22 protein-coding genes are annotated in these 23,403 nt (G+C 67.2%); 5 read left to right on the top strand and 17 right to left on the bottom strand.

Features of this window, described 5'->3' with window-relative positions; genetic code table 11:
* Nucleotides 1-687 precede the first annotated feature (687 nt).
* Genes RTY13_RS05780 through RTY13_RS05810 form a run of 7 tightly spaced genes read right to left on the bottom strand, consistent with a single transcriptional unit; the run spans nt 688 to nt 4,049 of the window.
* Nucleotides 688-1,104, bottom strand: a complete 417-nt coding sequence (locus RTY13_RS05780; protein WP_081461855.1) for an AlpA family transcriptional regulator — start codon at nt 1,102-1,104, stop codon at nt 688-690.
* Nucleotides 1,101-1,292: a hypothetical protein gene (locus tag RTY13_RS05785; RefSeq protein WP_003164900.1), complete on the bottom strand. Its 192-nt coding sequence runs from the start codon at nt 1,290-1,292 to the stop codon at nt 1,101-1,103. The genes RTY13_RS05780 and RTY13_RS05785 overlap by 4 nt, the downstream gene beginning before the upstream one ends.
* Nucleotides 1,285-1,566 carry a hypothetical protein gene (locus RTY13_RS05790; protein ID WP_115616103.1) on the bottom strand — a complete coding sequence of 94 codons (282 nt, stop codon included), beginning with the start codon at nt 1,564-1,566 and terminating at the stop codon, nt 1,285-1,287. Before RTY13_RS05790 ends, RTY13_RS05785 begins: the two co-directional genes overlap by 8 nt.
* Nucleotides 1,563-2,162 (bottom strand): lytic transglycosylase domain-containing protein, encoded by a 600-nt coding sequence (locus tag RTY13_RS05795; protein ID WP_040345370.1) that lies wholly within the window; start codon nt 2,160-2,162, stop codon nt 1,563-1,565. The genes RTY13_RS05790 and RTY13_RS05795 overlap by 4 nt, the downstream gene beginning before the upstream one ends.
* Entirely contained in the window at nt 2,156-2,665 is a 510-nt protein-coding gene (locus RTY13_RS05800) for a S26 family signal peptidase (protein ID WP_081461856.1), read from the bottom strand. Before RTY13_RS05800 ends, RTY13_RS05795 begins: the two co-directional genes overlap by 7 nt.
* Nucleotides 2,662-3,822 carry a TrbI/VirB10 family protein gene (locus tag RTY13_RS05805; protein ID WP_312781867.1) on the bottom strand — a complete coding sequence of 387 codons (1,161 nt, stop codon included), beginning with the start codon at nt 3,820-3,822 and terminating at the stop codon, nt 2,662-2,664. Before RTY13_RS05805 ends, RTY13_RS05800 begins: the two co-directional genes overlap by 4 nt.
* The gene (locus RTY13_RS05810; RefSeq protein ID WP_312781869.1) at nt 3,819-4,049 is read right to left on the bottom strand and encodes a TrbG/VirB9 family P-type conjugative transfer protein; all 231 of its coding nucleotides are present in this window, start codon (nt 4,047-4,049) and stop codon (nt 3,819-3,821) included. The genes RTY13_RS05805 and RTY13_RS05810 overlap by 4 nt, the downstream gene beginning before the upstream one ends.
* 1,041 nt (nt 4,050-5,090) lie before the next feature.
* Between RTY13_RS05810 and RTY13_RS05815 the strand changes: the two genes are divergently transcribed.
* Nucleotides 5,091-6,086 (top strand): ribose-phosphate pyrophosphokinase, encoded by a 996-nt coding sequence (locus tag RTY13_RS05815; protein ID WP_178828376.1) that lies wholly within the window; start codon nt 5,091-5,093, stop codon nt 6,084-6,086.
* Between the two features lie 68 nt (nt 6,087-6,154).
* Here RTY13_RS05815 and RTY13_RS05820 read toward each other — a convergent pair whose 3' ends face one another.
* The 3 genes from RTY13_RS05820 to RTY13_RS05830 all read right to left on the bottom strand — a co-directional run bounded on the left by RTY13_RS05820 (nt 6,155) and on the right by RTY13_RS05830 (nt 9,901).
* Entirely contained in the window at nt 6,155-7,429 is a 1,275-nt protein-coding gene (locus RTY13_RS05820) for a copper resistance protein B (protein WP_178828378.1), read from the bottom strand.
* Nucleotides 7,426-9,210: a copper resistance system multicopper oxidase gene (locus RTY13_RS05825; RefSeq protein ID WP_409450284.1), complete on the bottom strand. Its 1,785-nt coding sequence runs from the start codon at nt 9,208-9,210 to the stop codon at nt 7,426-7,428. Before RTY13_RS05825 ends, RTY13_RS05820 begins: the two co-directional genes overlap by 4 nt.
* Before the next feature lie 244 nt (nt 9,211-9,454).
* Nucleotides 9,455-9,901 (bottom strand): DUF305 domain-containing protein, encoded by a 447-nt coding sequence (locus tag RTY13_RS05830; RefSeq protein ID WP_207826225.1) that lies wholly within the window; start codon nt 9,899-9,901, stop codon nt 9,455-9,457.
* 190 nt (nt 9,902-10,091) lie between these two features.
* Between RTY13_RS05830 and RTY13_RS05835 the strand changes: the two genes are divergently transcribed.
* The 4 genes from RTY13_RS05835 to RTY13_RS05850 all read left to right on the top strand — a co-directional run bounded on the left by RTY13_RS05835 (nt 10,092) and on the right by RTY13_RS05850 (nt 15,412).
* Nucleotides 10,092-10,283, top strand: a complete 192-nt coding sequence (locus tag RTY13_RS05835; protein WP_225910416.1) for a heavy-metal-associated domain-containing protein — start codon at nt 10,092-10,094, stop codon at nt 10,281-10,283.
* A gap of 2 nt (nt 10,284-10,285) precedes the next feature.
* On the top strand, nt 10,286-10,771 hold the full coding sequence (locus RTY13_RS05840; protein ID WP_178828382.1) for a DUF411 domain-containing protein: 486 nt from the start codon (nt 10,286-10,288) through the stop codon (nt 10,769-10,771).
* Nucleotides 10,772-11,502: 731 nt separating this feature from the next.
* Entirely contained in the window at nt 11,503-14,490 is a 2,988-nt protein-coding gene (locus RTY13_RS05845) for a TonB-dependent receptor domain-containing protein (protein WP_312781874.1), read from the top strand.
* A gap of 115 nt (nt 14,491-14,605) precedes the next feature.
* A complete protein-coding gene (locus tag RTY13_RS05850) occupies nt 14,606-15,412 on the top strand; it encodes a DUF4198 domain-containing protein (RefSeq protein WP_225910415.1) in 807 nt (268 codons plus the stop codon).
* Between the two features lie 538 nt (nt 15,413-15,950).
* Here RTY13_RS05850 and RTY13_RS05855 read toward each other — a convergent pair.
* From RTY13_RS05855 to RTY13_RS05885, 7 genes are all read right to left on the bottom strand, one after another.
* Nucleotides 15,951-16,325 carry a copper-binding protein gene (locus RTY13_RS05855; RefSeq protein ID WP_207826221.1) on the bottom strand — a complete coding sequence of 125 codons (375 nt, stop codon included), beginning with the start codon at nt 16,323-16,325 and terminating at the stop codon, nt 15,951-15,953.
* Nucleotides 16,322-19,471, bottom strand: a complete 3,150-nt coding sequence (locus tag RTY13_RS05860; protein WP_207826219.1) for an efflux RND transporter permease subunit — start codon at nt 19,469-19,471, stop codon at nt 16,322-16,324. The genes RTY13_RS05855 and RTY13_RS05860 overlap by 4 nt, the downstream gene beginning before the upstream one ends.
* Complete coding sequence (locus RTY13_RS05865) at nt 19,468-20,754, bottom strand: efflux RND transporter periplasmic adaptor subunit (protein ID WP_178828392.1); 1,287 nt, start codon at nt 20,752-20,754, stop codon at nt 19,468-19,470. The genes RTY13_RS05860 and RTY13_RS05865 overlap by 4 nt, the downstream gene beginning before the upstream one ends.
* Complete coding sequence (locus RTY13_RS05870) at nt 20,751-22,007, bottom strand: TolC family protein (RefSeq protein WP_178828394.1); 1,257 nt, start codon at nt 22,005-22,007, stop codon at nt 20,751-20,753. Before RTY13_RS05870 ends, RTY13_RS05865 begins: the two co-directional genes overlap by 4 nt.
* A 118-nt stretch (nt 22,008-22,125) precedes the next feature.
* Nucleotides 22,126-22,491 (bottom strand): hypothetical protein, encoded by a 366-nt coding sequence (locus RTY13_RS05875; RefSeq protein WP_178828396.1) that lies wholly within the window; start codon nt 22,489-22,491, stop codon nt 22,126-22,128.
* A 107-nt stretch (nt 22,492-22,598) separates the two neighbouring features.
* Entirely contained in the window at nt 22,599-22,994 is a 396-nt protein-coding gene (locus RTY13_RS05880; protein ID WP_178828398.1) for a copper resistance protein CopC, read from the bottom strand.
* A gap of 25 nt (nt 22,995-23,019) precedes the next feature.
* Nucleotides 23,020-23,394, bottom strand: a complete 375-nt coding sequence (locus RTY13_RS05885) for a hypothetical protein (RefSeq protein WP_178828400.1) — start codon at nt 23,392-23,394, stop codon at nt 23,020-23,022.
* Nucleotides 23,395-23,403: the final 9 nt, after the last annotated feature.

Consider the following 23,403-nt stretch of genomic DNA (forward strand, 5'->3'; position numbering starts at 1 on the left):
AAACCCCGCACTTCTGCTGAGGGAGCCGGCTACTGTCGGACCGAAGTCTGGAAGCCGAAATCAGAACCGTCTTGCTCGAGGGCGCACCGTCCTCCTATGGTTCAGCGCGTCTCCTGGGAGCCCCTATGTCGGCCGCACCTGACCTCACTCGCATCATTGTCGTGCAACGCGGCGGGATATGGCAGGTCCTATGCCCCGGACTTGAAGCCGGCCGTTTCGATTTCAGCGTCGACGCCCTTGATGCCGCCATCAGAACGGCCTGAACGCGCCTGGCCAAGGGTGAAACGGTCGAACTTCTGGTTCAGGAGAGGTCAGGACGCTTGCGAAATGTGAATCCTGAGGACGGCAGCGAACTCCACTAGCGTGGCGACCGATGGTTAAACCGCGCTGAACTTATCGGCGGCCTAGGTTCAGGAAGACACACTCGTCCAACTCTGCTGTCAGTTTCCCATTGAAGGCCAGCCAGACTGTCTTGGCCGATGTCGCCCGCTCCCTGTGATAGGGGCCGCCGGAGCCGTTCTTCACGGCGTCGTTCGATGATGATGTTGCGAGGGATCGCCCGAAGCCTGACAGTGTCGCGCATCACGGAATGACAGTTCGGCCCGCTCGGCGAGAGACGGTCCGAACTGTCCGTGAAGGCGAGGTCGGTCGCCCCCACGTCATCTTCTTAAGGCAAAGCCTGATCGCCTAAAAGCCGAAGTCGATCTGATCGACGTGGATCGGGCGGGCGCGCCGTTTTCGTTCAGGCGGTCTCGTAGCCTCCTTCGAGACCTCCGACTTCTCTTGTCGATCACAGACTCCATTCGACGCCGCCGGCGCTGAACGACCGGGCGCCCGGCGCGGCATGCCGGGCAGCCGAGGTCTCGAAGGCGGGACCAGCGCCCTCGTCGTCCCCCGCGCGCCCTTCCAGGCCGTCAGCTCGCTCTCCCACCACCCCACCCTACCCGGCGAAACCGTCACGGGCGTCGGAAATTCTCCGTTCCGCTGCATCCGCCAGGCCGTGGACCGACTGATGCCCGCGATGTCCTGGACACGCCTCCAGGGCAGCAACCGGTCCTCCGGTCCGCCTGAATCGATGAATTCTCCATCCACCCGGAAGTTCACGGCGCCAGGCCCAGGCGATGGTCGACGTCCCTGGCGAGGGCGGCATGGAGAAGACGGGCGTCATGCTCCGCATCCAGACCATCCCTTTCAGCCCATGCCTCGATCACAGCCTTGAGGGCGAAGCTCGTCGCCGGATCCGCGAGCAGTCCGTCCAACGTCGTGTGATCAATGGCGCCGATCTCACGCACGGCCCCGGCTCCTGGCCGCCGGGGGCGCGCCGGTCCGCACCTCGGTGATCTGCGCCTTCGCCCAGTCCCGCAACAGTCCGCGCGGGTAGTAGGGCCTGGAGCGGATATGGCGGCAGGGCGGACCGTTGGACGCCGTCGACCAGAGGCGCGCGAGGGTGGCGGGCTTGAGCCGGACGCCCAGGAGCGCGAGGAAGGCCGAGGCCTCCGCACGGGTCAACAGATCATCGTCGCCCTGCGGAACCATGGCGTCATCGCCGGAAACGTCAGGGATCATGGCGCGCCCTCCCGCCGGCACTGGCGTGAGTTCGTGACGACCCGGCCGGCGCTCAAGGCGAGATAGCATTCAATAACAGATTCAACGTACTGTTCGGTCTCCCTTATGCGAGGGACGCGCCCGAGGGAGGCTACTCTGGCCGGCCCGGCGTTAAACGCAGCCAGAGCCAGCCTGACGTCCTGAAAACGCCTGAGCTGGCGCGCCAGGTAGTCCGCGCCGCCGCGCAGGTTCTCAACCGGGTCGAAGCGATCCTCGACGCCGAGGTCCCGCGCTGTCCCCGGCATGAGTTGCGTCAGGCCCGCCGCTCCGGCCGGGGAGACAGCGTTCGGCCGATAGGCGCTTTCTGTCAAAACGAGAGCGTGGAGCAGCTTGGCGTCCAGTCCATGGCGGGCCGCCGCCGCCGCGATCGCCTCGCGATAGGGCGGATCCAGATCGGGAATGCGGACGATCTCCTCATCGACCGTCTCAAGGATCACGACGGTCGGCGCGCCGAACATGTCGCCCCCCGCCGCACGCCAGTCCACGCTTTGCGCCTGTACGACGCCAGCGGTCCCGGCCAGCGCGAATGAAAGGGTCAGTGCGCCCAGCCTCACCATGTCGCCACCGCCGTGAAGACGCCCCTGAGTTCGCGGCGATTCACCGGGCCGAAATAGCGGCTGTCGAAACTCTCTGCAGCCTCCCCCAGCAGGAAGACCTCATCCGCCTCAAGCCGACGGCACCCTGCCCATGCCGACAGGACAGCCCCGCGCCTGTCCTGCCCAAGCACCCTCGCCTCGCCTGCCGGGGTGAACACCCGCTCGCCCTCCCGGCAGACCACGTCGCCGTCCACGGCCGCCACCCGTTTGAGCAGGAGCATGTCGGGCGGAGCGCCCAAGCTCGCCAGGTAGGCCCGTGCGCTGTCAGGCTGAACGGAGGCCGCCGTCGCGCCTCGCTGGACGTTTTCGCCGGGACGCCGGACGTAGAGCCCTCGCGGAAGGCTCCGGGTCTCATTGATAAGGACGAGTGTCGGCAGCGCTCTGGCGGCCGCCGGGAGGCCCGGGACGGCCGTCACCGCAACCAGGACAGCCGCCCAGCCGCGGGGCGTGAAGGTCCGGATCATCTGTAAGGCTCCAGGATCAGGTCGCGGGTGATCATCACCTGGACGCGCTCGCCCGCCTGCACGCGCACCACGGGCCGCACCTCCAGTTCCCGGTCGATCAGGCGGCCGCCGACCCGCGCCCCTTCGATCGCCGCGGCGTCGCCGGCATCCCCGAGGAAGGAGCCCCCGCCACGAACGCCCTCGTCGCGCGCCATCTGTCCCAGGGTGGTGACGGCCCCGGCGAACAGGGTCCCGATCACCAGGGCGCCGAGACGCCGGTCGACCCGCCCCTGCACCCCGACGGCGCCGCGCGCGTCCACGCCCGGCTCGGCCTCCAGCACCAGGCTCTTGCCATTGGGCAGGATCAGCCGCTCCCACACGATGAAGGCGCGCCGGTCGCCATAGGCGCTATCGCCTTCATGCCGCCCGATGAGCCGGGAGCCCTGGGGCGCCAGCAGGTGCCGGCCGGCCACTGTGTCGTAAAGGTTCTGGGTCATGGCGGCGATCACCGGCCCCGGCCGCGAGGTATCCACCCCCGTCAGCAAGACCGCCGGCATGAGGGTCCCGGCCTTCAGTTCGAAGGGCGAGATAGGGGCCGTCAGGCCGTGCCGGTTGTAGACGTCGCTCCCGGGCGCCCGCCCTAAATCTCCGGTGCGCGTCGAGACCGGCTGCAATGCCGCGGCGACGGGCGCAGGACGATCCGCACCGGCCGTTTCGAACATCAGGCCCGAGCGGACGGCCAGGTCCCGCGCATCGGGCCCAGCGCCCCGGCCCTGCGTCGGCGCGTTGTAGCCGCCCGCTACGGGTTCCCTCCGATCGCGCCCACGGACATGGGTCGCCACCGGCTCGGCGGCTGCTTCACCTCTCGGAGGCGGCAGACGGTCATATGTGGCCGGCTGGTCCGTCACCTGCTCGGCCGGTCGCACAGCGCGCCGGACATCGTCGTCGCGGCCTCCCGCCACGCGGGCGCGGGACGCCTCGCGCAGCTCCGGCTGCACCACGAAGGCCCAGATCAGGGCCCCGGCGAGCACCAGGCCGGCGCTCCCGATGACCAGCTTCACCATCGACGACCGCAGCCGGACCACGGCCGGACGCGGCGCGCGGCCGTCGAGTTCCAGCGCCGGGCTCTTGGGAGCGGCTGCGGACTGGCCGACTCCGGGAGGCTGGACATCGTTCATGGCCGCGCCTCCCCGAGACGCCGAATTCGCACGATCTGCGGTCGGCGCTCCCCGATCCGCAGTTCGGCGCGATCGAACAGCCGGTCCGCGATGAAGAGGCCGCCAGACTGCCTGTAATTCACGTACTGGGCCTGTCCGTCCGGGGCGATGACGAACAGGGCCGGCGCCTCCCCGGCCTCCAGGCCCGGCCCGAAGGCGATGAAGGTGCGGCGTCCGTCGTCGAACACGGCCAGAGCCCCGCTGTTCCTCGAAGGCGCCGTCGCTCAGAAAGGCGACGAGGCCCTCCCCGCGTAGCGGCATGTGGACATATTCGAGTTCGGCGAAGCCGAGGTAGCCGCCCTCGGAGACCGCACCCGCCGTTTCCGGGCCGGAATGACTGCCGAGGGGAACCCCCGGGCGGCCATCGGGGCCGATGGCGTAGCTGTAGAAGTCGGACGCCAGTTGGGACAGGTTGGCCTCGGACCGATCGTATCGACCCTTCTGTCCCGGCGAAACGTCCCCGGTCAGAGCGTTGACCGCCTCCACGGCCGCGACGCAGTGGCCCTGGCCCATGATCCAGGAACGCGTTCCCCCAGACAGCGAATTGGCGAGCAGATAGCCGACGAAGGCGGGCGCCATGTTCAGCGAGCCGCCGGTGTGCCCCTCCGGAGACGACTTGAAGGCCTCGGCCGGCAAGGCGGCGCCCGACAGGTCAACCCGGCGTGCATAGGTCATGTGGGCCACCACCCACATGGCGGCGCTGGCCAGCCGGTCGGCCGCGGCCAGCATGCGATACACCGACTCCTCGTCGGGCCACGCGCCGCGCCGCACGAGGCGCTCGGTCGCCGCGGCCAGTCGCTCGACGGTCTCCGGGCTTCGCACAAACGCTCCGTAGCCGCCCCGCCATGTTTCCGCCCAGCGCATCGAATCCTCGCCTTCCGCAAGCGTTCCGGTCCTGATCCGGTCGCGCGTATGACGCCACTCGCCCGGAAAGCTTACGGCCCGGCCGATGATCGCGTCGGCTTGCCTGCGATCTGCCGGAGCGACATAGTGATTACCCCGCCCAACAAAAACGGATGATGAGATGTGCCTGTCGGCGCGAGCGTCACCTTACCTGATCCGGGCGATCTACCGGAAGTCGGCCGCGATGCGGGCGTCCTGCTGAGGCAGAAGCGAGGGCGTTTCATGCGATCCGCAGCTCCGCTCGGCCGCACCATCCGCGATGGTCGTCTTCCAGGGGGCGAATTCCACAAACGAGCAACAACCTTCGAACGACAGGGAAACACGGCATGCGACTGATAATTCCGCTACCCGGCAACGAAGTATTCGCGCGCCAGCTAGCCGAAGCCGGCGGGTGGGAGATGGGCGAGATCGAGACCCGGCGCTTTCCCGACGGCGAGAGCTATGTCCGCATCCTTTCCGACGTCGCGGACAAGATGGTCTGCCTCGTCTGCACGCTCGCGCGGCCCGATGACGGTTTCCTCCGCCTCGTCTTCGCCGCGGACGCCGCCCGCGCGCTCGGCGCGCGCGAAGTGACGCTGATCGCGCCCTACCTTTCCTATATGCGCCAGGACCGACGCTTCCAGGCTGGCGAGGCCATATCCTCCAAGACATTCGCGCGGCTTGTTTCCTCGACCTTCGATCGCCTCGTGACAGTCGATCCGCACCTGCACAGGTATCCAGCGCTGTCCGCGCTCTACACGATCGCCGCTCAGACGCTGCACGCCGCGCCTCTCCTTGCAGACTGGATCGCCGCAGAGGTCGGTGAGCCCTTGATCATCGGGCCAGACGAGGAGAGCGAGCAGTGGGTGTCTGAGATCGCCAGGCGCATCGGTGCCCCTTATGCGGTGCTGCGCAAGGTTCGGCACGGCGACCGCAACGTCGATGTCGAGGTTCCTGACCTCTCGCAATGGAGGGCCCGATATCCGGTCCTCGTCGACGATATCGCCTCGTCAGGGCACACCCTGATTGAAGCCGCTCGAAAACTGCCGCTTCAGGGCTTCCCGCGACCGGTCTGCGCGGTTGTCCACGGTGTGTTCGCTGAGGATTCCCATGAGCAACTGAAGGGGCTCACCGACCGGATCGTCTCAAGCGATTCCATTCCACACGACAGCAACGCCATAGGGCTTGCGCCGCTGATCGCTGCGGCGATCGCCGCTGAAGGCGCTCAGGAGGGCATCATTCGGCGCCGTCGCCCACCCGAACCCCTTGATGAAGTGGAGCGGGCGGGCGTCGACTCATTTCCGGCCAGCGACCCGCCGCCCTGGACGGGCGGCGTCGACTGACGGTCGTTCATCGGAGGCGGCGTCGCGCCGACGACGATCCTGGAACCGCCGTCGGCTTTTCGGTGCGATCAGAACCAGGCCTTGATCCCGACGACCAGGCGGAAATCTTCGGGATCCTCGCCGCGCGCCTTGGCGTAATCGGCGGTGTCGCCCAGCGACCGGCTCCACTCGACCCCGACGTAGGGCGCGAACTCCTTGCGGATTTCGTAGCGCAGGCGAAGACCCGCCGTGACGGACGTCAGGCCCGAACCGATCTCCAGCTCGGGGATGTCGCTGGCCGAAAGGGCCACTTCGACCGCCGGCTGCAGGATCCACTTCTGGGTGATGCGCTGGTCGTATTCGGCCTCCACGCGGGCGGTCAGATCGCCCTCGGTCGACAGGAAGGCGGCGGCCCCCATCTCGAACCAGTAGGGGGCCACGCCCTGGACGCCGACGGTAAGGTGGGTGGTGTCCTCGCCGTCGGGGCGGAAGTCCTGACGCACGCCCGCCTGAACGTCCCAGAAGGGGGCGACGGCGCGGCTGTAGAGGGCCTGGACCTCGGCCTCGTGCAACCGGCCGCCGAACTCGCCCTCGCCCTCGGTCTTCCACCAGAAGCGGTTGATGTCGCCGCCGGTCCAGCCCTGGGCGTTCCAGCTGTAGGTTTCCTCGCCGTCGCCGAAGCTGGCCTCGATGGAGTCGATCAACACGGCGGTCGAGCGGATGTCGCCGTTCTCGACCAGCAGTTGCTTGCGCGACGCCGCCATGACGACCGGGTCGAACAACAGGTCCGCCGCATGGGCGGGCGCGGCGCGAGCCGCAGCCGGCGGCGGCGTCTCGACCATCCGCCCCCCGACAGCGTCCACGCTGGTCGGGATGTTGGGCGCGCCGCCCGCCATGGCCGACATGTCGTGCCCGGCGTGGGGGTCTGCTGCCGGCGGAACCGCGCTCATGTCGTGGCCCGCATGAGGATCGGAGACGCCGGGCTGAGCCGGAGATGTCTGCATGGCGCTCATGTCGTGACCCGCATGAGGATCGGCAGCGGGCGCCGTGGCCGGAGCCGTCTGCATCCCGCTCATATCATGGCCAGCGTGCGGGTCGGCTGCAGCCGCCGGGGCGGAGCTCATGTCGTGACCCGCATGAGGGTCGGCGGCGGGTGCCTGAGCCGAGGCCGGCGGCGTGGCGCGTCTGGGGGCGGCGGCACGCGGCTTGGGCTTGGACGCAGGAGTCGGGCGAGCTTGCGGCGGACGGGCGGGTGCAGCTTGGGCGCCGTGGCCCGCATGTCCCCCATGGCTCTGGGCGACGGCGGCGCCGGCGGCCAGCATCAGGGGCAGGACCGCGACAGCGGCGAACAGGGCGCGGCTCATCGGGCGGCTCCTTCCAGCGGACGAACCGTGACGACGTTGAACATCCCTGCATGCATGTGCATCAGCAGGTGACAGTGGAAGGCCCAGTCGCCCGGCGCATTGGCGGTCAGGTCGAAGGTGACCTTGCCCCCCGGCGCCACATTGACCGTGTGCTTCAGCGGCTGATAGCCGTCGTGACCGTTGACCAGCTCGAAGAAGTGGCCGTGCAGGTGGATCGGGTGGGCCATCATGGTGTCGTTGACCAGGGTGACGCGGACCCGCTCGTTCAGCTCGAAGCGGATCGGCTCGACCAGCTCCGAGAACTTGCGCCCGTCAAAGCCCCACATGAACCGTTCCATATTGCCGGTCAGGTGGATTTCCATCGACCGTGACGGCGGGCGGGTGTCCGTATTGGGCGTCAGCGAGCGCAGGTCGGTATAGACCAGCACCCGGTGATCGACGTCCTGAAGCCCCTGCGGCCGTTCGCCCAGACGGTTGGCGGGCGCGGGCGCGATGGCGTCCACCCCGACGCCGACCGCCATGTCGGCGGGAGCGTTGTTGGGGTCGCGCATGCTCATGGCGCCGTGGTCCATCGGCGCGGCGGCTGCGGCCCCGGCGGCAGCGCCCCCCGCGGCTCCGTGCGCCGAATGATCCATCCCGGCCATCGAGCCGTGATCCATGCCCCCCATGCCCATATCGGCCATGGTCAGGTTCGGCACCTTGCGCAGCGGCGGCACCTCGGCCGTCATGCCCAGACGCGGGGCCAGGGTCGCACGGCCCATGCCCGAACGGTCGATGGCTTCGGACACGATGGTGTAGGCCCGGTCCTCGGTCGGGCGAACGATGACGTCATAGGTCTCGGCGACCGAGATCTGGAATTCGTCCACCTCGACCGGGCGGACGTGCTCGCCGTCGGCCTGCACCACGGTCATGGCCAGACCCGGAATGCGGACGTTGAAGATCGACATGGCCGAGGCGTTGATGACGCGCAGGCGCACCCGCTCGCCGGGCCGGAACAGGCCGGTCCAGTTCTCTTCGGGTCCGTGGCCGTTGACCAGATAGGTATAGGTCGTGCCGTTGACGTCGAGGATGTCGCGCGGGTCCATGCGCATCCCGCCCCACATCCGGCGCTCGGCCAGACTCATGCCGTCCGATCCGTCCAGCAGGCCCGCCAGGGTGGTCTTCTGCATGTTGAAGTAGCCGGGGCTCTTCTTCAGCTTGGCCAGGATTTCGTGCGGATGCATGAAGCTCCAGTCCGACAGGACCAGAACATGCTCGCGGTCATAGCCGACCGGATCGACGCCCGCCGGGTCGATGACGATGGGGCCGTAGTGGCCCATGGCCTCCTGCAGGCCCGAATGGCTGTGATACCAGTATGTGCCCGACTGCTTCAGCGGGAACTCATAGACAAAGGTCTCGCGCGGCTTGATGCCGGGGAAGCTGACGCCCGGCACGCCGTCCATCTGGAAGGGCAGCAACAGGCCGTGCCAGTGGATCGAGGTGTCCTCGTCCAGGGTATTGGTCACCGACAGGCGCACGTTCTGGCCCTCACGCATCCGCAGCAGGGGCGCAGGCAGCAGGCCGTTGATCATGAAGGCGTGGCCCGTGCGCCCGCCGACGGTGAAGCTGGCGTCTCCAACGGTCAGGTCGATGTTGGGTCCCGTCAGCGTCGGCAGATCGGCGCGCAGTCCCGGGGAACCCGTCTGGGCCCAGGCCGGCATCAGGCCGGAGAGGCCCAGTAGTCCGCCGCTAACGGCTGCGCCCCGCAACAGGGACCTGCGATCGAGAGCCATGCTCGACATATGATGGATCATCCTTCCTTGAACGCACTTCACGACCGACGACTTCGGCGTGAGCTTCACAGGGTATTACGCACCCGCACGCTCCATCCCTTGCGACAGGTCGCCACACAAGCGCTTGCGAAGTTCGCTTCAGAAGAATTCAAGGGGGTCATATGTGGAGACGCCGGAGCACCCAGGCCCCAAACCCTTGCGGCGGCCCGCGTCAGGAGCGTCGCTGTCCCTTCTCGACGACGAACGCAGCCGCCTAGAGGCGCTTCAGGATCGCCTGCATCTGAGCGATCTCATCGTCCTGGGCCCGGATGATCCGATCGCACAGGGCGATAATCTCCGGATCGCGGATCGAGGCCTGCTCGCACATCAGAATCGCGCCGGAATGATGCGGGATCATGGACCGGAGGAACTCCTTGTCGCCCACCCCCGCCTGGGTCCGCATGCCGACAAAGGCGAGGACGAACGCCGCCGCGGCGCCGCCGACGATCGCCAGATTCAGCTTTCGCGAGGGGTACATGGACCGCATGAACCAGAGCATGAGGATCGCCATGGGGGTGACCATCATGAGCGTCATGTAGACGTTGTTGAGGTTGAGGTAGAAATGATCCAGCGTGGCGATCATTGTATACATGACGAGATACATGACGATGAAATCGAGAACCAGCTCGATCCCGAACGACCGGTATTGACCCTTGTTCACGTCGCGTCTCCTACGTCCAGATTCGATTTCCCTGCACACGCAGCGCGTCAGGTCCCCCAGCTAACCCATACTAAAAATCATGGTTCCAGCCGTTGACCTTCCCATAAGGGTAAGGATTAGAACCGGCAGGCGTTCATTTTTGAAAGGTTCGCCCATGTCCGCCCATGTTCCCGGGACTTCCGATCTACAGGTGCTCCACATTCCCAAGATGCGCTGCGGCGGCTGCGCCGCCGGCGTCGAGAAGGCCATCCACGCCGTGGACGCCTCCGCCGCCGTCAAGGCCGACATCGAGGCCCGCCGCGTCGAGGTGACGACTGCCGCCGACCGTCAAACCCTGCTGACCGCGCTGGACGCCGCCGGCTATCCGGCCGAGGCCGCCTGACCATGAACAAGCTCAAGCTTTCCGCCCTCGCCGCCGGCGTCGCCATCCTCGGCGGCGCGGGCTTCCTGCTGAACGGCCTGCCGACCGTGGCCCATGCCTCGGACATGACCGTCTACAAGAGCGATTCCTGCGGCTGCTGCGGCGGCTGGGTCGAGCATATGCGCAAGGCCGGCTATACGATCCGCGTCGTCCCCACTGACGACCTGGCGCCGGTGAAAGCCCGCCTGGGCGTGCCGGAAGCCCTCTGGAGCTGCCATACGGCCGTCGTCGACGGCAAGGTGATCGAGGGCCACGTCCCCGCCGCCGCCGTCAACGCCTTCCTGAAATCGCCCGGTGCCTCGCGCGGCATCGGCGTCGGCGGCATGCCCACCGGCTCGCCCGGCATGGAAGCCCCCGGCTACGCCCCCGAACGCTATGACGTCATGCGCTTCGACGCGGGCCAGCCCGCCCGCTTCATGACCTTCGAAGGCGCGACGCCCGTCCGCTAGCCCCCCTGCTCCGCTATGACAGATGGCCCCGCCGGCTAGCCGGCGGGGCCTTTTCGTATCTCCCATCGCGGACCAGACCATCGCCTGCGGCGCCCTCTCCAGGGGGAGCCTTTAGGGTTAGATGCAATTGAGCCATCGACCTCGACCAGGTGAAAGACGCGCTTGATCGCCCGCTCAACCGGAATGTCCGGCCTACTCAGGCCGGATCGCAGTCACTTCGGGTTCGCGACCGCGCACAGTCCCATCAAACTGGATGCCCTCGCCGACCTCGCGGATTTCGCCTTCGCCCGGCATCGTTTCGGTTGGTCGCGTGTAGCCAGAACGCGCCATAGGTAGATCTTCGTGGTCGGCGACGACCAGTAGGACGAAGCCCGAGCAGTAACAGCCGTCCAGGTCGTGGCCCCAGTCGCTTCGCGCATATGACCCGTAAAGAAGGACCTTGAGGATTCTACCCTTCTCCAGGGCTCTGCGCGGCATGTTGAAATCGCATCGTCGAACGTCTCCCGGATCACCTCGACCAGCACCTCCAGCAAGCATTCGGGCCGGAAACCGTCACGCGAAAGGGCGCGGCCACTTGCGTTCCAGCACTCGAGGGAACCACGGCTTTCGCACGGGCAGATCTCGCGCGGCCTGTAAAAAAATCGTGTCGGCGCCGAGGGGGGAGCTCGCCGCGCTGCGTAAGTCGAAATAGGGGGCCGCATTTCGGCCAAAAAATTAGCGGGAAAAAGCCTTTGGCCAACATCTCTTTCAGAAGCCAGCTCGTCACGTCTTCAGTCCTTTCGGGCCTGGTGATCGCCGCCGCCACATTGCCGGCCTTGCCTGCCGCCGCCCAGATCCAAACTCCGGCCGCTCCTCAATCGTCAGACGCTGCCGTTGAAATAGACACAATCGTCGTCACCGGCTCTCGTATCGCGCGCCAAGACTACAGCGCCAACAGCCCGATCGTGACCATGACCCAGGAAGACTTTAAGGCGACGGGGTCGGTCAATATCGAAAGTCTGATCAACGATCTTCCGCAGTTCACCGCTCTGGGCAACGCCGCGTCGAACAGTCCGAACCTGGCCGGCCAGGCGAACGTCCAGCTCCGCGGACTGGGCTCGACCCGCACCTTGGTGCTGCTGAATGGCCGCCGCATAGTTCCGTCCAACGCTTCGTCCGTCGTCGATCTCAATCTGCTGCCGACGCCGCTCATCTCCAGTATCGAGACGATTACTGGCGGCGCCTCTTCGACCTATGGATCGGACGCCGTCGGCGGCGTGCTCAACTTCCTGCTCGATGGAAACTTCGAAGGCCTGCAGTTCGACGCCCAGTATGGATCCTCGGACCGGGGCGACGCCTCGACCGAAGCGGTCAGCCTGACCCTGGGCGGCGACATCGCCGATGGCCGCGGACATGCGGTGTTGTCGGCCAGCTATTCAAACCGCGCCTCCGTCCTCAACGCCAGTCGCGCCTTTTCGCTGATCGGGGGCTTTGCCGGCACGTCGCCCTTAGGCTCGACCGTGTTCGACGCCACCAACCTGCCGACGGCCGCCGCTGTCAACGCCGCCGTCCCCGGCGCCGCCCGGGGCGACACTTTCGGCTTCAACAACAATGGGACCCTGTTCACCTATCGGGGCGCGCGCGACTACGTCAGCCCAGGCGGCGTCGATTACGAAGGCTTCCGCACGCCCGGTCCGCTCCAGCAGACGGACTTCGCCTACAGCACCGTCGACCGCAATTACATGATCATCCCGCAGAAGCGGTACAATGTGTATGCGGCGGCGGACTACGAGATCAACTCTGCGGTGGAGCTATACGCCGACTTCCTGTTCTCCCAGTACGAAGCCGGCAATCAGTTGGCCTCCAACCCGGCCACCGGACCGACCACCGGGTTCCGCATTCCATCGACCAACCCGTTCATTCCCGCCGAGCTGCGCAGCGTCCTGGACTCCCGCCCGAACCCGGCCGGAAGCTTCCGCCTCGACAAGCGCTTCAACGAACTCGGCCCGCGACGCCAGTCCGAGGACTACAACGTCTATCAGATCAACACGGGCATACGCGGTGACCTCGTCGGCCTCCGCGACTGGACCTACGACGCCTATGTTTCCTATGGCCGAGTGAACAACGGCACCGTCTACACCGGCTACCTCGCTCGCTCGGCGCTGCAGCGGCTCCTGGACGCCCCCGACGGCGGGGCGTCGATCTGCGCCGGCGGTTTCAATCCCTTCGGCGTCAACCCAATGAGCGCGGCCTGCATCGCCTATGTCGGCCGGGTGGCCAAAAATGTGACCACGAACGACCAGAGCGTCGCTGAACTGAACCTGCAAGGCGGCCTGTTCACCCTGCCCGCCGGCGAGGTCCGCGCGGCCGTCGGCGCAGCCTACCGCGAGCAGAACTACAACTTTTCGCCCGATAACCTGCTGCTCAGCACATTCACCCTCAACGGCGTCACCGGGCCTGAGCTGGCCGGCAACTCCGGCCAGCCGCTATCGGGGTCGGATCAAGTGTCGGAGCTCTACGGCGAGGTCCTGATCCCGTTGCTTAGCAATCTGCCGTTTGTGCGCAGTCTGGAGACAAATCTCGGCTACCGCGTCTCGGACTACGAAACGATCGGAAGGGTCGGATCCTACAAGGCCGATCTCAGCTGGGAAGCGCTCAACGGGCTACGCTTCCGCGGCGGCGTTCAGCGCGCGGTCCGCGCGCCCTCTATCGGCGAGCTGTTCGCAGCGCAGAATCTGAGCTTCCCGTCGATCGGGGTGCCGGTTTCCTCGACCGGCGCGCGCCAGTTCTCCGGGGATCCCTGCGATATTCGCGGCGCGTATCGCACGCCGGGCGCGGCAAACGCCAATGCGGTGCGAACCCTGTGCCTGGCGCAGAATGTCCCGACTCAGGTGATCGATTCCTACACCTTCTCCAACTCTCAGGTCTCTGGGGTCACCGGGGGCAACCCGATGCTGGAGGAGGAGACCGCAGATTCCTTCACCGTGGGCGCCACCTGGCAGTCGCCGTTTGCGGCCCCGTGGCTCAGCCGGGTGTCCGGATCTATCGACTACTACGATATCACGATCGAGAAGGTGGTCGGCACGGTATCGACGACTGAACAACTGCGTCGCTGCTACAATCAGGACGGCGCGTCCAATCCGACCTACGATCCGAACAACATCTTCTGCCGCATGTTCAGCCGAGATCCGAACTCGGGACAGATCACCAATACCTTCGAGACCAACGCCAACCTCGGCACGCTGGAGACCAAGGGCATCGACTTCCAAGTCGATTGGCGAATCGACCTGGTCGATCTCGGCGCGCCGGATTGGGGAAGCCTGGCCCTGAACGTCACCGGCACGAAGCTCCTGAAATGGGAGCGGCAGGACATTCCGGGCGGCGCCTTCACGGATCGCAAAGGCACGATCTCAAACAGCTTCGGCCTGACCCTACCCGAGTGGAAGGTCTTTTCCACGCTGAACTGGAGTCAGGACCCGTGGAACGTCGGCCTGCGGTGGCGCTACCAAGGATCAGTCGAGAATTTCAACAACCGAAGCCAGGTTGTCGACGCCATCCACTACATCGACCTCAATGCCGGTTTCAAAGTGAACGAGGTCGTCTCGCTGCGGGCTGGCGTCAACAATCTGACAGACGAACAACCACCGGTCTATGCACCCGCGATCGCCGCCAACACCGATCCCTCGAGCTACGACCTGATCGGTCGCCGATATTACCTCGGACTGACCGCGCGCTTCTAGGTCCGCTGAAGGCGCCCCCTCGCCGCTGCAAGGCTAAGGGGGCGCCAGGACACTCAAACGATATCGGCCGGCGCAGACACCGGCGAAACAACAGATCAAGAGAAGAATACACGACATGAGAACGAATCTGATGGTGGCTATGGTCTCGGGCCTGAGCCTGTTCGCCGGGGCGGCCGCCGCCCACGACTTCTTCCTGGCGCCGGAGCGTTTCGTCGGGCCGATGGGACACCCGCTCATTGTCCACGCAACCTCGTCGTCGGACTTCCCTGCCCTCAACGTGGGTTCGCCCCGCAGCCGCGTCGCCGAGGTCCGGGCGGTGGTCGATGGTCGTCCGGCGGCCGTAACCGTCGGGGCCCAAGCCAAGTCCCTGCGCCTGGCGGTGTCCAGTGACGCCCAGGGGATGGCGACCGTGACGCTTCTGACGATCTGGGGCGAATCCACCTGGCGGCCTGACCAGGTCGACACCTATCTGGAGGAGCACCCCTTCAAGGCCGAGGATGTAGCGACAGTGCGCCGACTGCTGCCTGAAGGCGCGCCGCTTGAAGTGAGATCGCGCCGGCTGGCCAAGACGCTCGTCTGCTTCCAGACCTGCACCCCGACGGCGGGGGGAGCGACGGGGCTAGAGGTCGAGTTTCTCCCCGAGTTCGTGGCTGGCCAGAATAGTCCTGCGACCTTCCAACTGGTCAGAAATGGGCATCCAATACCGGCGCAACCCGTCACGATCAGGTTTGGACAGGACGAAAGGCGCGCGGTTCAAACCGACGCAGAGGGCCGGCTACGGATTCCGGACGGCGTAACCGGTCCTGTCATGTTGGTCGCCGCGACGCTGGATGCACCGACGGAGAGGGGTGGACGCTTCGTCACCAACAACGCGTCTTTGACCTTCGAGGCTGCAGTGGGTCGTGACGAAAGCGGCCGTTGACCCTGCGCCTTCAAAAGGGCCGAGCGCGAGTCAAAGATGGCGAAAACTGAAACCGTCCCGCGCCAAATATCTCGGCGCGAGCGACCTGCGTGTTTCGAAGCCGAGTGTCCGATACAGTAGGGGAAGGTGAAAACGACGTGCGATCGTGTCGTCACGAGTAGGTCCAGCATCATTGCTCCCTGCCTATGGGCTCGTTTCGTGACGCCGAAACTCAAGCTCCTTTCGCAACTATGTGGTTCCGCGAAAAGGCCGCGCGCCCCCAGAGGGCGCGCGGCGAGTTTTCAGCCTTTTCGGCTCCTGTTCGGCGCCTCGCGCGGCATGGAGGCGCCCGGCTACGCCCCCGAACCTACGGCGTCATGCGCTTCGGCAGCGGCGCCCCCGCCCCTTTCATGACCTTCGAAGGCGCGAACCCGGTTCGTCGCTAACAAGGCAAAGGCCCCGCCGATTGTGCGGCGGAGCCTCTCTTTATGCCTGGTCGGGACGCAGAACGGCCTCGACATCGGCCTGCGCCGATCCCCGCCTCGTCGGGATGATCGGCCTATTCGGGCCGGATCGCGGTCACTTCGGATTCGCGACCGCGCACGGTCACGTCGAACTGGACGCGCTCGCCGACCTTGGCCTTCTCCATCACGGCCGGGGCCGCCTTGAAGCTCATGGTCATGGCGGGCCAGTCGACGCCCGGGATCGGACCGTGATCGATCGTGACCGAGCCCGTCGTCGCATCGACCTTGGTGATCACGCCCGTTCCGACGCCCGACTTGACGGTTTCGGCCGGCGCCATGGGCGTGGCGGCCATGTCGCCGGCGGTCGCCGGAGCGGCGGCCGGCACCTCGACCGGCGCGGGTTCCGTTTTCTGGTTGCAGGCTGCGAGGCTGACGGCCAGGCCGGCCGAGAGAATGAGGGCGTGTTTCATTTGGGTTCTCCAGGGTTGAACGTGGGGGATGGAAGCTTTCGACGGCGAAGCAGGAGGTATCCGGCCGGGATCACCAGCATGGACAGCAGGGGCGCGGTCAGCATGCCGCCGATGACCGGCGCGGCGATGCGGCTCATGATTTCCGATCCGGCGCCGTGACCGATCAGGATCGGCAACAGGCCGGCGATGATGACGGCGACCGTCATGGCCTTGGGTCTCACCCGAAGCAAGGCTCCCTCCCGGACCGCCGCCTCCACCTGATTGCGATCGGGGCTCGGCCCCCGATCCCTCAGCGCCTGCTTGAGGTAGATCAGCATGACCACGCCGAACTCGGCAGAAAGGCCGGCCAGGGCGATGAAGCCGACGCCGGTCGCCACCGACTGGTGATAGCCCAGCAGGTAGAGCATCCAGATTCCGCCGGTCAGGGCGAAGGGCAAGGAGGCCATGATCAGCAGCGCCTCGTCGAAACGACCGAAGGTCAGATACAGCAGGATGAAGATGATCACGAGCGTGGCAGGGGCCACGATCTTGAGGCGGTTCGCCGCCCGCTCCAGATATTCGTACTGTCCCGAATAGGCGATTGTGACACCCGGGTTCAGACGCACGTCCCGGGCCACAGCTCTTTTCAGATCGGCGACGACGGAGGCCAGGTCGCGCCCCCGCACATCGACATAGACCCAGGTCGAGGGGCGGCCGTTCTCGGACTTCAGCATGGGCGGTCCGTCGGCGATCTCGAGTTTCGCCACTGTGCCCAGGGTGATCTGCTGGCCTGACGGCGTCAGGATCGGCAGCGCTCTCAGTTGCTCGAGATCGTCGCGCAGTTCGCGCGGGTAGCGCACATTGATCGGATAGCGGGCCAGGCCTTCGACCGTCTGGCCGATCGTCTCGCCGCCGATGGCGCCGGACACGATCGACTGAACGTCGGCGATGTTCAGCCCGTATCGGCCCGCCGCCTGCCGATCGATGTCGACATCGACATAGCGCCCGCCGGTCAGACGCTCGGCCAGGGCCGAAGTCACCCCCGGCACGGTCTGGGCGACCTTCGCCACCTCGCCGCCGATACGGTCGATCTCGGCAAGGTCGGCCCCGGAGACCTTGACCCCGATCGGGCTCTTGATCCCGGTCGCCAGCATGTCGATGCGGTTGCGGATCGGAGACACCCAGAGATTGGCCAGGCCCGGCGCCCGCACGACGCGGTCCAGCTCCTCGACCAGTTTCTCCGGCGTCATGCCCGGCCGCCACTGATCGCGCGGCTTGAACTGGATCGTGGTCTCGAACATCTCCAGCGGCGCAGCATCAGTCGCCGTCTCGGCCCGCCCCGCCTTGCCGAACACGGTCGCGACCTCGGGCACGGAACGGATCATCCGGTCCGTCTGCTGCAAAAGTTCGGCGGCCTTGGCGGTCGACAGGCCCGGCAGGGCCGAGGGCATATACAGCAGGTCGCCCTCGTCCATGGGGGGCATGAACTCCCCGCCCAGCTGGCTCAGGGGCCAGGCGGTGGTGGCGAAGGCCAGGGCCGCGATGGCCAGGGTGGTCCTCGGCCGCTTCAGAACCCAGTCCAGCGGATGACGATAGGCGCGCGTCAGTCCGCGATTGATCGGATTGCTCTGCTCGGCGGGTATTCGCCCCCGGATCAGATAGCCCATCAGCACGGGAACCAGGGTGATCGACAGAATGGCGGCCGCCGCCATGGCGTAGCTCTTGGTGAAGGCCAGCGGCGCGAACAGCCGCCCCTCCTGCGCCTGCAGCGTAAAGACCGGCACGAAGGACAGGGTGATGATCACGAGGCTGAGGAACAGCGCCGGGCCGACCTCGGCCGCCGCCTCGGTGATGACGGTCCAGCGCGTCTCTCCGGCCAGCTTCTCGCCAGGATGATCCTGCTCCCATCGTTCGATATGTTTGTGGGCGTTCTCGATCATGACGATCGCCCCATCGACCATGGCCCCGATGGCGATGGCGATCCCGCCCAGCGACATGATGTTGGCGTTCACCCCCTGGGCATGCATCAGCAGAAAGGCCGCCAGCACCCCCAGCGGCAGGGTCAGGATGGCGACGAGCGCTGAACGCGCGTGCCACAGGAACAGGCCGCAGACGAGCGCGACGATGATGAACTCCTCGATCAGCTTGTGGCTGAGGTTGGAAACGGCGCGGTCGATCAGTTGCGACCGGTCGTAGGTCGTGACGACCTCCACGCCCGGAGGCAGGCCGGCCTTCAGGGTGTGGAGCTTGTCGCGCACGGCCTTGATGGTCGCCCGCGCGTTCTCGCCCGAGCGCAGCACCACCACCCCGCCGGCCACCTCGCCCTCGCCGTTCAGTTCGGCGATGCTACGCCGCATCTCCGGGCCGATCTGGATGGTCGCCACGTCGCCCAAGGTCACGGGCGCGCCGCCGGCCGCGGTGCGGATCGGTATGGCGCGGAAGTCGTCCAGATTGGTCAGATAGCCGTTGGCCCGGACCATATATTCGGCCTCGGCCAACTCCAGCACCGAGCCGCCCGTCTCTCCATTGGCGCGCTGGACGGCCTCGACCGCCTGCTGGTGCATGACGCCGTAAGCGGCCAGTTTGATCGGGTCCAGGACGACCTGATACTGCCGCACCATGCCGCCGATGGCCGCGACCTCGGCCACCCCCGGCACGGTCTTGAGCTCATAGCGCAGGAACCAGTCCTGCAGGCTGCGAAGCTGCGCCAGGTCGTGACGCCCGCTCCGGTCGACCAGGGCGTATTCATAGATCCAGCCCACGCCCGTGGCGTCGGGGCCGAGCGCGGGGCGGGCGCTGTCGGGAAGTCTGGACTGGACCTGGCTGAGGTATTCCAGCACCCGCGACCGGGCCCAGTAAAGGTCGGTGCCGTCCTCGAACAGGACATAGACATAGCTGTCGCCGAAGAAGGAATAGCCGCGCACGGTCCTGGCGCCCGGCACCGACAGCATGGTGGTCGCCAGGGGATAGGTGACCTGGTTCTCGACGATCTGCGGAGCCTGGCCGGGGTAGCTGGTGCGGATGATGACCTGGACGTCCGACAGGTCCGGCAAGGCGTCGACCGAGGTGTTCCTGACCGCCCAGAGCCCCGCGACCAGCAGGGCCAGCGCCGCCATCAGGACGAAGACCCGCCCCTTGACCGAGGCTCTGATGACGCCCGCGATCATCGGCCCGGCTCCATCTTCGCCGTCCCATTTGCCGGGAGCGCGGCGCCGTCGATGGGCCGCGCCTCCACGCCCGACAGGCTGGCCTCGGAATCGATCAGGAACTGGCCGGAGGCGATGACCCGCTCTCCGACGCTCAGACCCGCCAGGATTTCCGTCTGGCCGCCGCCCTCTCGCCCGACCCGGACCTGGGCCGGCTGATAGCGCCCCTCGGGCAAGGCCAGCATGACAATGTCGCGCTGACCGGTGCGAATGACCGCCTCGGTCGGCACCAGAAGCGCAGGCGTGGTCGCCCCGCCGAAAACCACCCGGCCGAACATGCCCGGCCGCAGACGCCCGCCCCGGTTCGCCAATTCGATACGGCCCGTAAGGGTGCGGCTGTCGCCCGACACCTCCGGCAGCAGGGCGGTCAGGCGACCGGTGAAGCGTTCGGACGGGAAGGCCGACAGGGTCGCCTCCACGGACTGTCCGACCCGCAGCTGTCCGGCGAGGGCTTCGGGGATGGCGGCGTTGAGCCAGACGGTCGACAGGCCGCTGACCTCGGCCAGGGAGGCGCCTTGCGTCACGCTCATGCCGGGCCGGACCGCCAGGGTGCGGATCGCCCCTGCGACGGGGCTGGCGATGGTGATCGTGTCGCGCGGCCGCCCGCTGCGTTCGACCGAGGCGATCAGGCCGTCGGACATCCCCATCAGGACCAGCCGGCGCCGCGCGGCCTGGATCAGGGCGGCGTCGCCGGTGCGCCGCACCGCCAGATATTCCGTCTGCGCCCCGCCCCAACTGGGGACCAGCAGATCGACCAGGGGCGCGCCCGCAGCGACCACATCGCCGGGCGCGCGATCATAGACCCGCTGTACGAAGCCGTCGGCTCGCGACTGCACGATCGCCACATCCCGCTGATTGTAGTCGATCACGGCCGTGGCGTTCAGGTCGCCGCCCAGGGTTCCCATCCGCGCCGTCGCGAACCGAACCCCCAGGTTCTGGGTCAAGGCCGGATCGATACGCACGCCGCTGGACGCTGCGCCAGCCCCGCCCTCGTCGGCGTACTTGGCGACCAGGGGCATGTCCATGAAGGGCGACGGGCCCGGCTTGTCGAACTTTCGATCCGGATACATCGGGTCATAGTAGTAGAGGACCTTGCGGCCTCCTGCCTCGTCTGCGGCAGGAGCCCCCTCGCCGCCGGGGCCGCTGGATCGCTGACCGATCACCACGCCGGTCCCGACGCCGATCCCCACCAGCACCAGAGCGCCCAGGGCGACGCCGAGACGATTATAGCTGAACCCGCTCATCGGCCGCTCCCATAGGTCAGGGTGATTTCGGCGGCGTGGCGCATCACCGCCGCCTCCTTGTCCAGCGCGTCCAGCCGGGCGTTGGCCACGGCGGTGAAGGCCTGGACGATTTCGGAGATCCCGATCCGACCCGCGGCATAGGCGGCGGTCTCCAGGTCGGACTGTTGCATGACGGCCGGCAGGACGATGTCGCGCGCCCGGGTCCACTGATCGTGGTCCATGGCGTGTTGGGCCAGATCGCGCTGCAGGTCCGCCTCCAGTTGGCGGCGCGTCCCCTCACGTTCGGCGCTGACCCGCCGCGCGTCGGCGGACCGCGCTGCGATCAAAGGCTCCTGACGTTGTCGCTGAAACAGCGGCAGGCGCACGCTGGCGCCCACCGAGACCATGTCGCCGAACGCGGGGTCGCGGCGCTGATAGCTGGCCTCGACCGACCAGTCCGGACGCCGTCCGGCCCGGGCCAGGTCGAGTTCGGCCTTAGCCCGCCGGTCTTCGGCCTCGTAAGCCTTCAGCATGGGCAGGTCCTCGAGGCCCATGCGCAAGGCCGACGGGTCCGGCGCATCTGACGGCGGCGCGCCGTCCGTTGTGGGGGCCGGATCGCCGGTCCAGCGGGTCAATGCGGCGCGCGCGGCCTCCCTCTCGGCGACCAGCCGGCTGCGCCGATCGTCCAACGCCGCCTTCAACTGGATCGGCGCCAGGGCCATGGCCGGACGATCCGCCCCCGACGCCACCCCGGACGGCGCGGCGTCCCAAAGCGGTTGAAGCGTCGCCAGGACCTCGTCCACGGCGGCCAGCTTGCGACCCGAATAATAGAGATCGATCCAGGCCAGGCCCGCCGCGATCCGCACCTCGCGCAGCGCCGTGGCGTTGTCGGCCACCGCCACGCCGATGGCGGCCTCGGCCAGGCCGCGCTCGGCGCGACGGCGCGCCCGGCTGGGCAGCTCCTGCTCGACGCCGACCCGCAGGGCGGTGAAGTCGTCTTCACCGAACCGCCCGGCCATGGGCCCGGTCACGGGAAAGCCGTCCAGTCCGAATTTGAGGCTTGGATCGGGCAGCCGCCCGGCCGCGACCACGGCCGCACGGGCTGCATCGACGCCAAGGGCGCTGGCGCGCAGATCAGGCGCGTCCGACGCCGCGCGGGCCATGGCGGCCTCGAACGTCAGGGGCTCGGCCCGGGCCGCCGCAGCCCCTGACAGGCTGGCGGCGGCGAGCGCAAGCACGGTCGCCCTGGCCGCCGGTTTGAAACGGGGGAGCATGAAATCTTCCTTCGGAACAGCAGGCGTCGGCCGTGAACGGCGCGACGCAGGGGGCATGGCTTTCCATGGGCGTGACAGGACCCGCCGTGGGGCGCGGCCGATCAAACCAAGGGGCGGTTCAGCCCTGCTGTTGCGGAGGAGAAAATAGCGGCGCCGGCCCGGCCCCTTCCCGCGTGATGTTCAAATTCACGAAGGCGATCAATAGCGGCGCGACGGGGGGCGGGATCAGGACCAGTGGCGGCAAGGGCGCGGCTACGGCGGCGCAGCCCATCTTGGCGACGCACTCCGGCGTCATGTCCTTGCAGCAGTCGCCGGGATTTCCGGTCGTGTCGCCGGCCATGTCCATGGTCTCGGCGCAGTCCATCGCCTCCGCCCCGACCCCGGCGTTGTGAAACAGCTGGATCGGCATGGCATGAGCCGTCGACTGGCCGAAAAATCCGGCCAGGGCAAAGACGAGCAGAACTGTGCGGAGAAGGTTCCACATCACACGGTCAGGTTACACGCTTAGAGCATCAACAAGTCAAGATCGCTCTGGAAGCTCCAGTCGGCCGGGCCATGACGGGCCCGAACCGACCGGAGCGAGGGAAGTTTCTAGTGGACCATGAAGCGGGCGACCCCGCTCATAGCGTGGCCGTCGGCGCCCTCGGCCGACCAGGCCAGAACGTGATTGCCCTTTCCAAGCGCAGGCAGGGAGACTGTCGCCTTCGTGCCTGCCGCGGCCTGGACCGGAACGGCCGCCGGACGACCGCCGTCCGTCGCCAGCGTCAGGGACTTCAAGGTCATCGCATGGGGAAAGGTGATGCTGAAGGCCGTGGGCGCGCTCGAGGACATGGAGCCGTCGGCCGGCGAGGTCACCACGCCGGCTGAAGCAGGCGCAGCCATAACCATCGCGCCATGACCCGCGTGGGGATCGGCGGCCTGGGCGGAAGCGGCGCCGGCGGAAACCAGCATGGCGGCGGCGATCGCGAAGGGAATGAAGTTACGCATCTTGGTTGTCTTCCTTAGTTCGGGCTTAATTCGGAGAGTGGTCCATGCCGGACATGTCCGGCATGGACGACATATCGTGGCCCGGCATGTCATGGCCCGGCATGGGCGCAGATTGGGGCTTGGTTTGCGATGGGCTCACGTTCGGGGTCTGGGACGGACGTCCGCGCTCACGCGCAGGCGTAGCCTTGACGGGTTCGGCCGCCTTCTGAACGGCGGGCGTGGCCTGCCCCGTCGGTGCGGTCGCGGAGGCGACCTCCGTGGGGGCGACGGCCGGGACCGTTGGGGTCGCGGCCGGCCCGGCGACCGAAATCGCTTCCTTGGGTTGGGGCTGTTCGGCCGCTGGCTGACAGGCCGCCAATAGGCCTGTAGCCGCCAGCGCCGCGGCGATTTGAATCTTCATCATCTTCTC

Source organism: Brevundimonas sp. (assembly GCF_032055285.1).
Lineage (GTDB): Bacteria > Pseudomonadota > Alphaproteobacteria > Caulobacterales > Caulobacteraceae > Brevundimonas.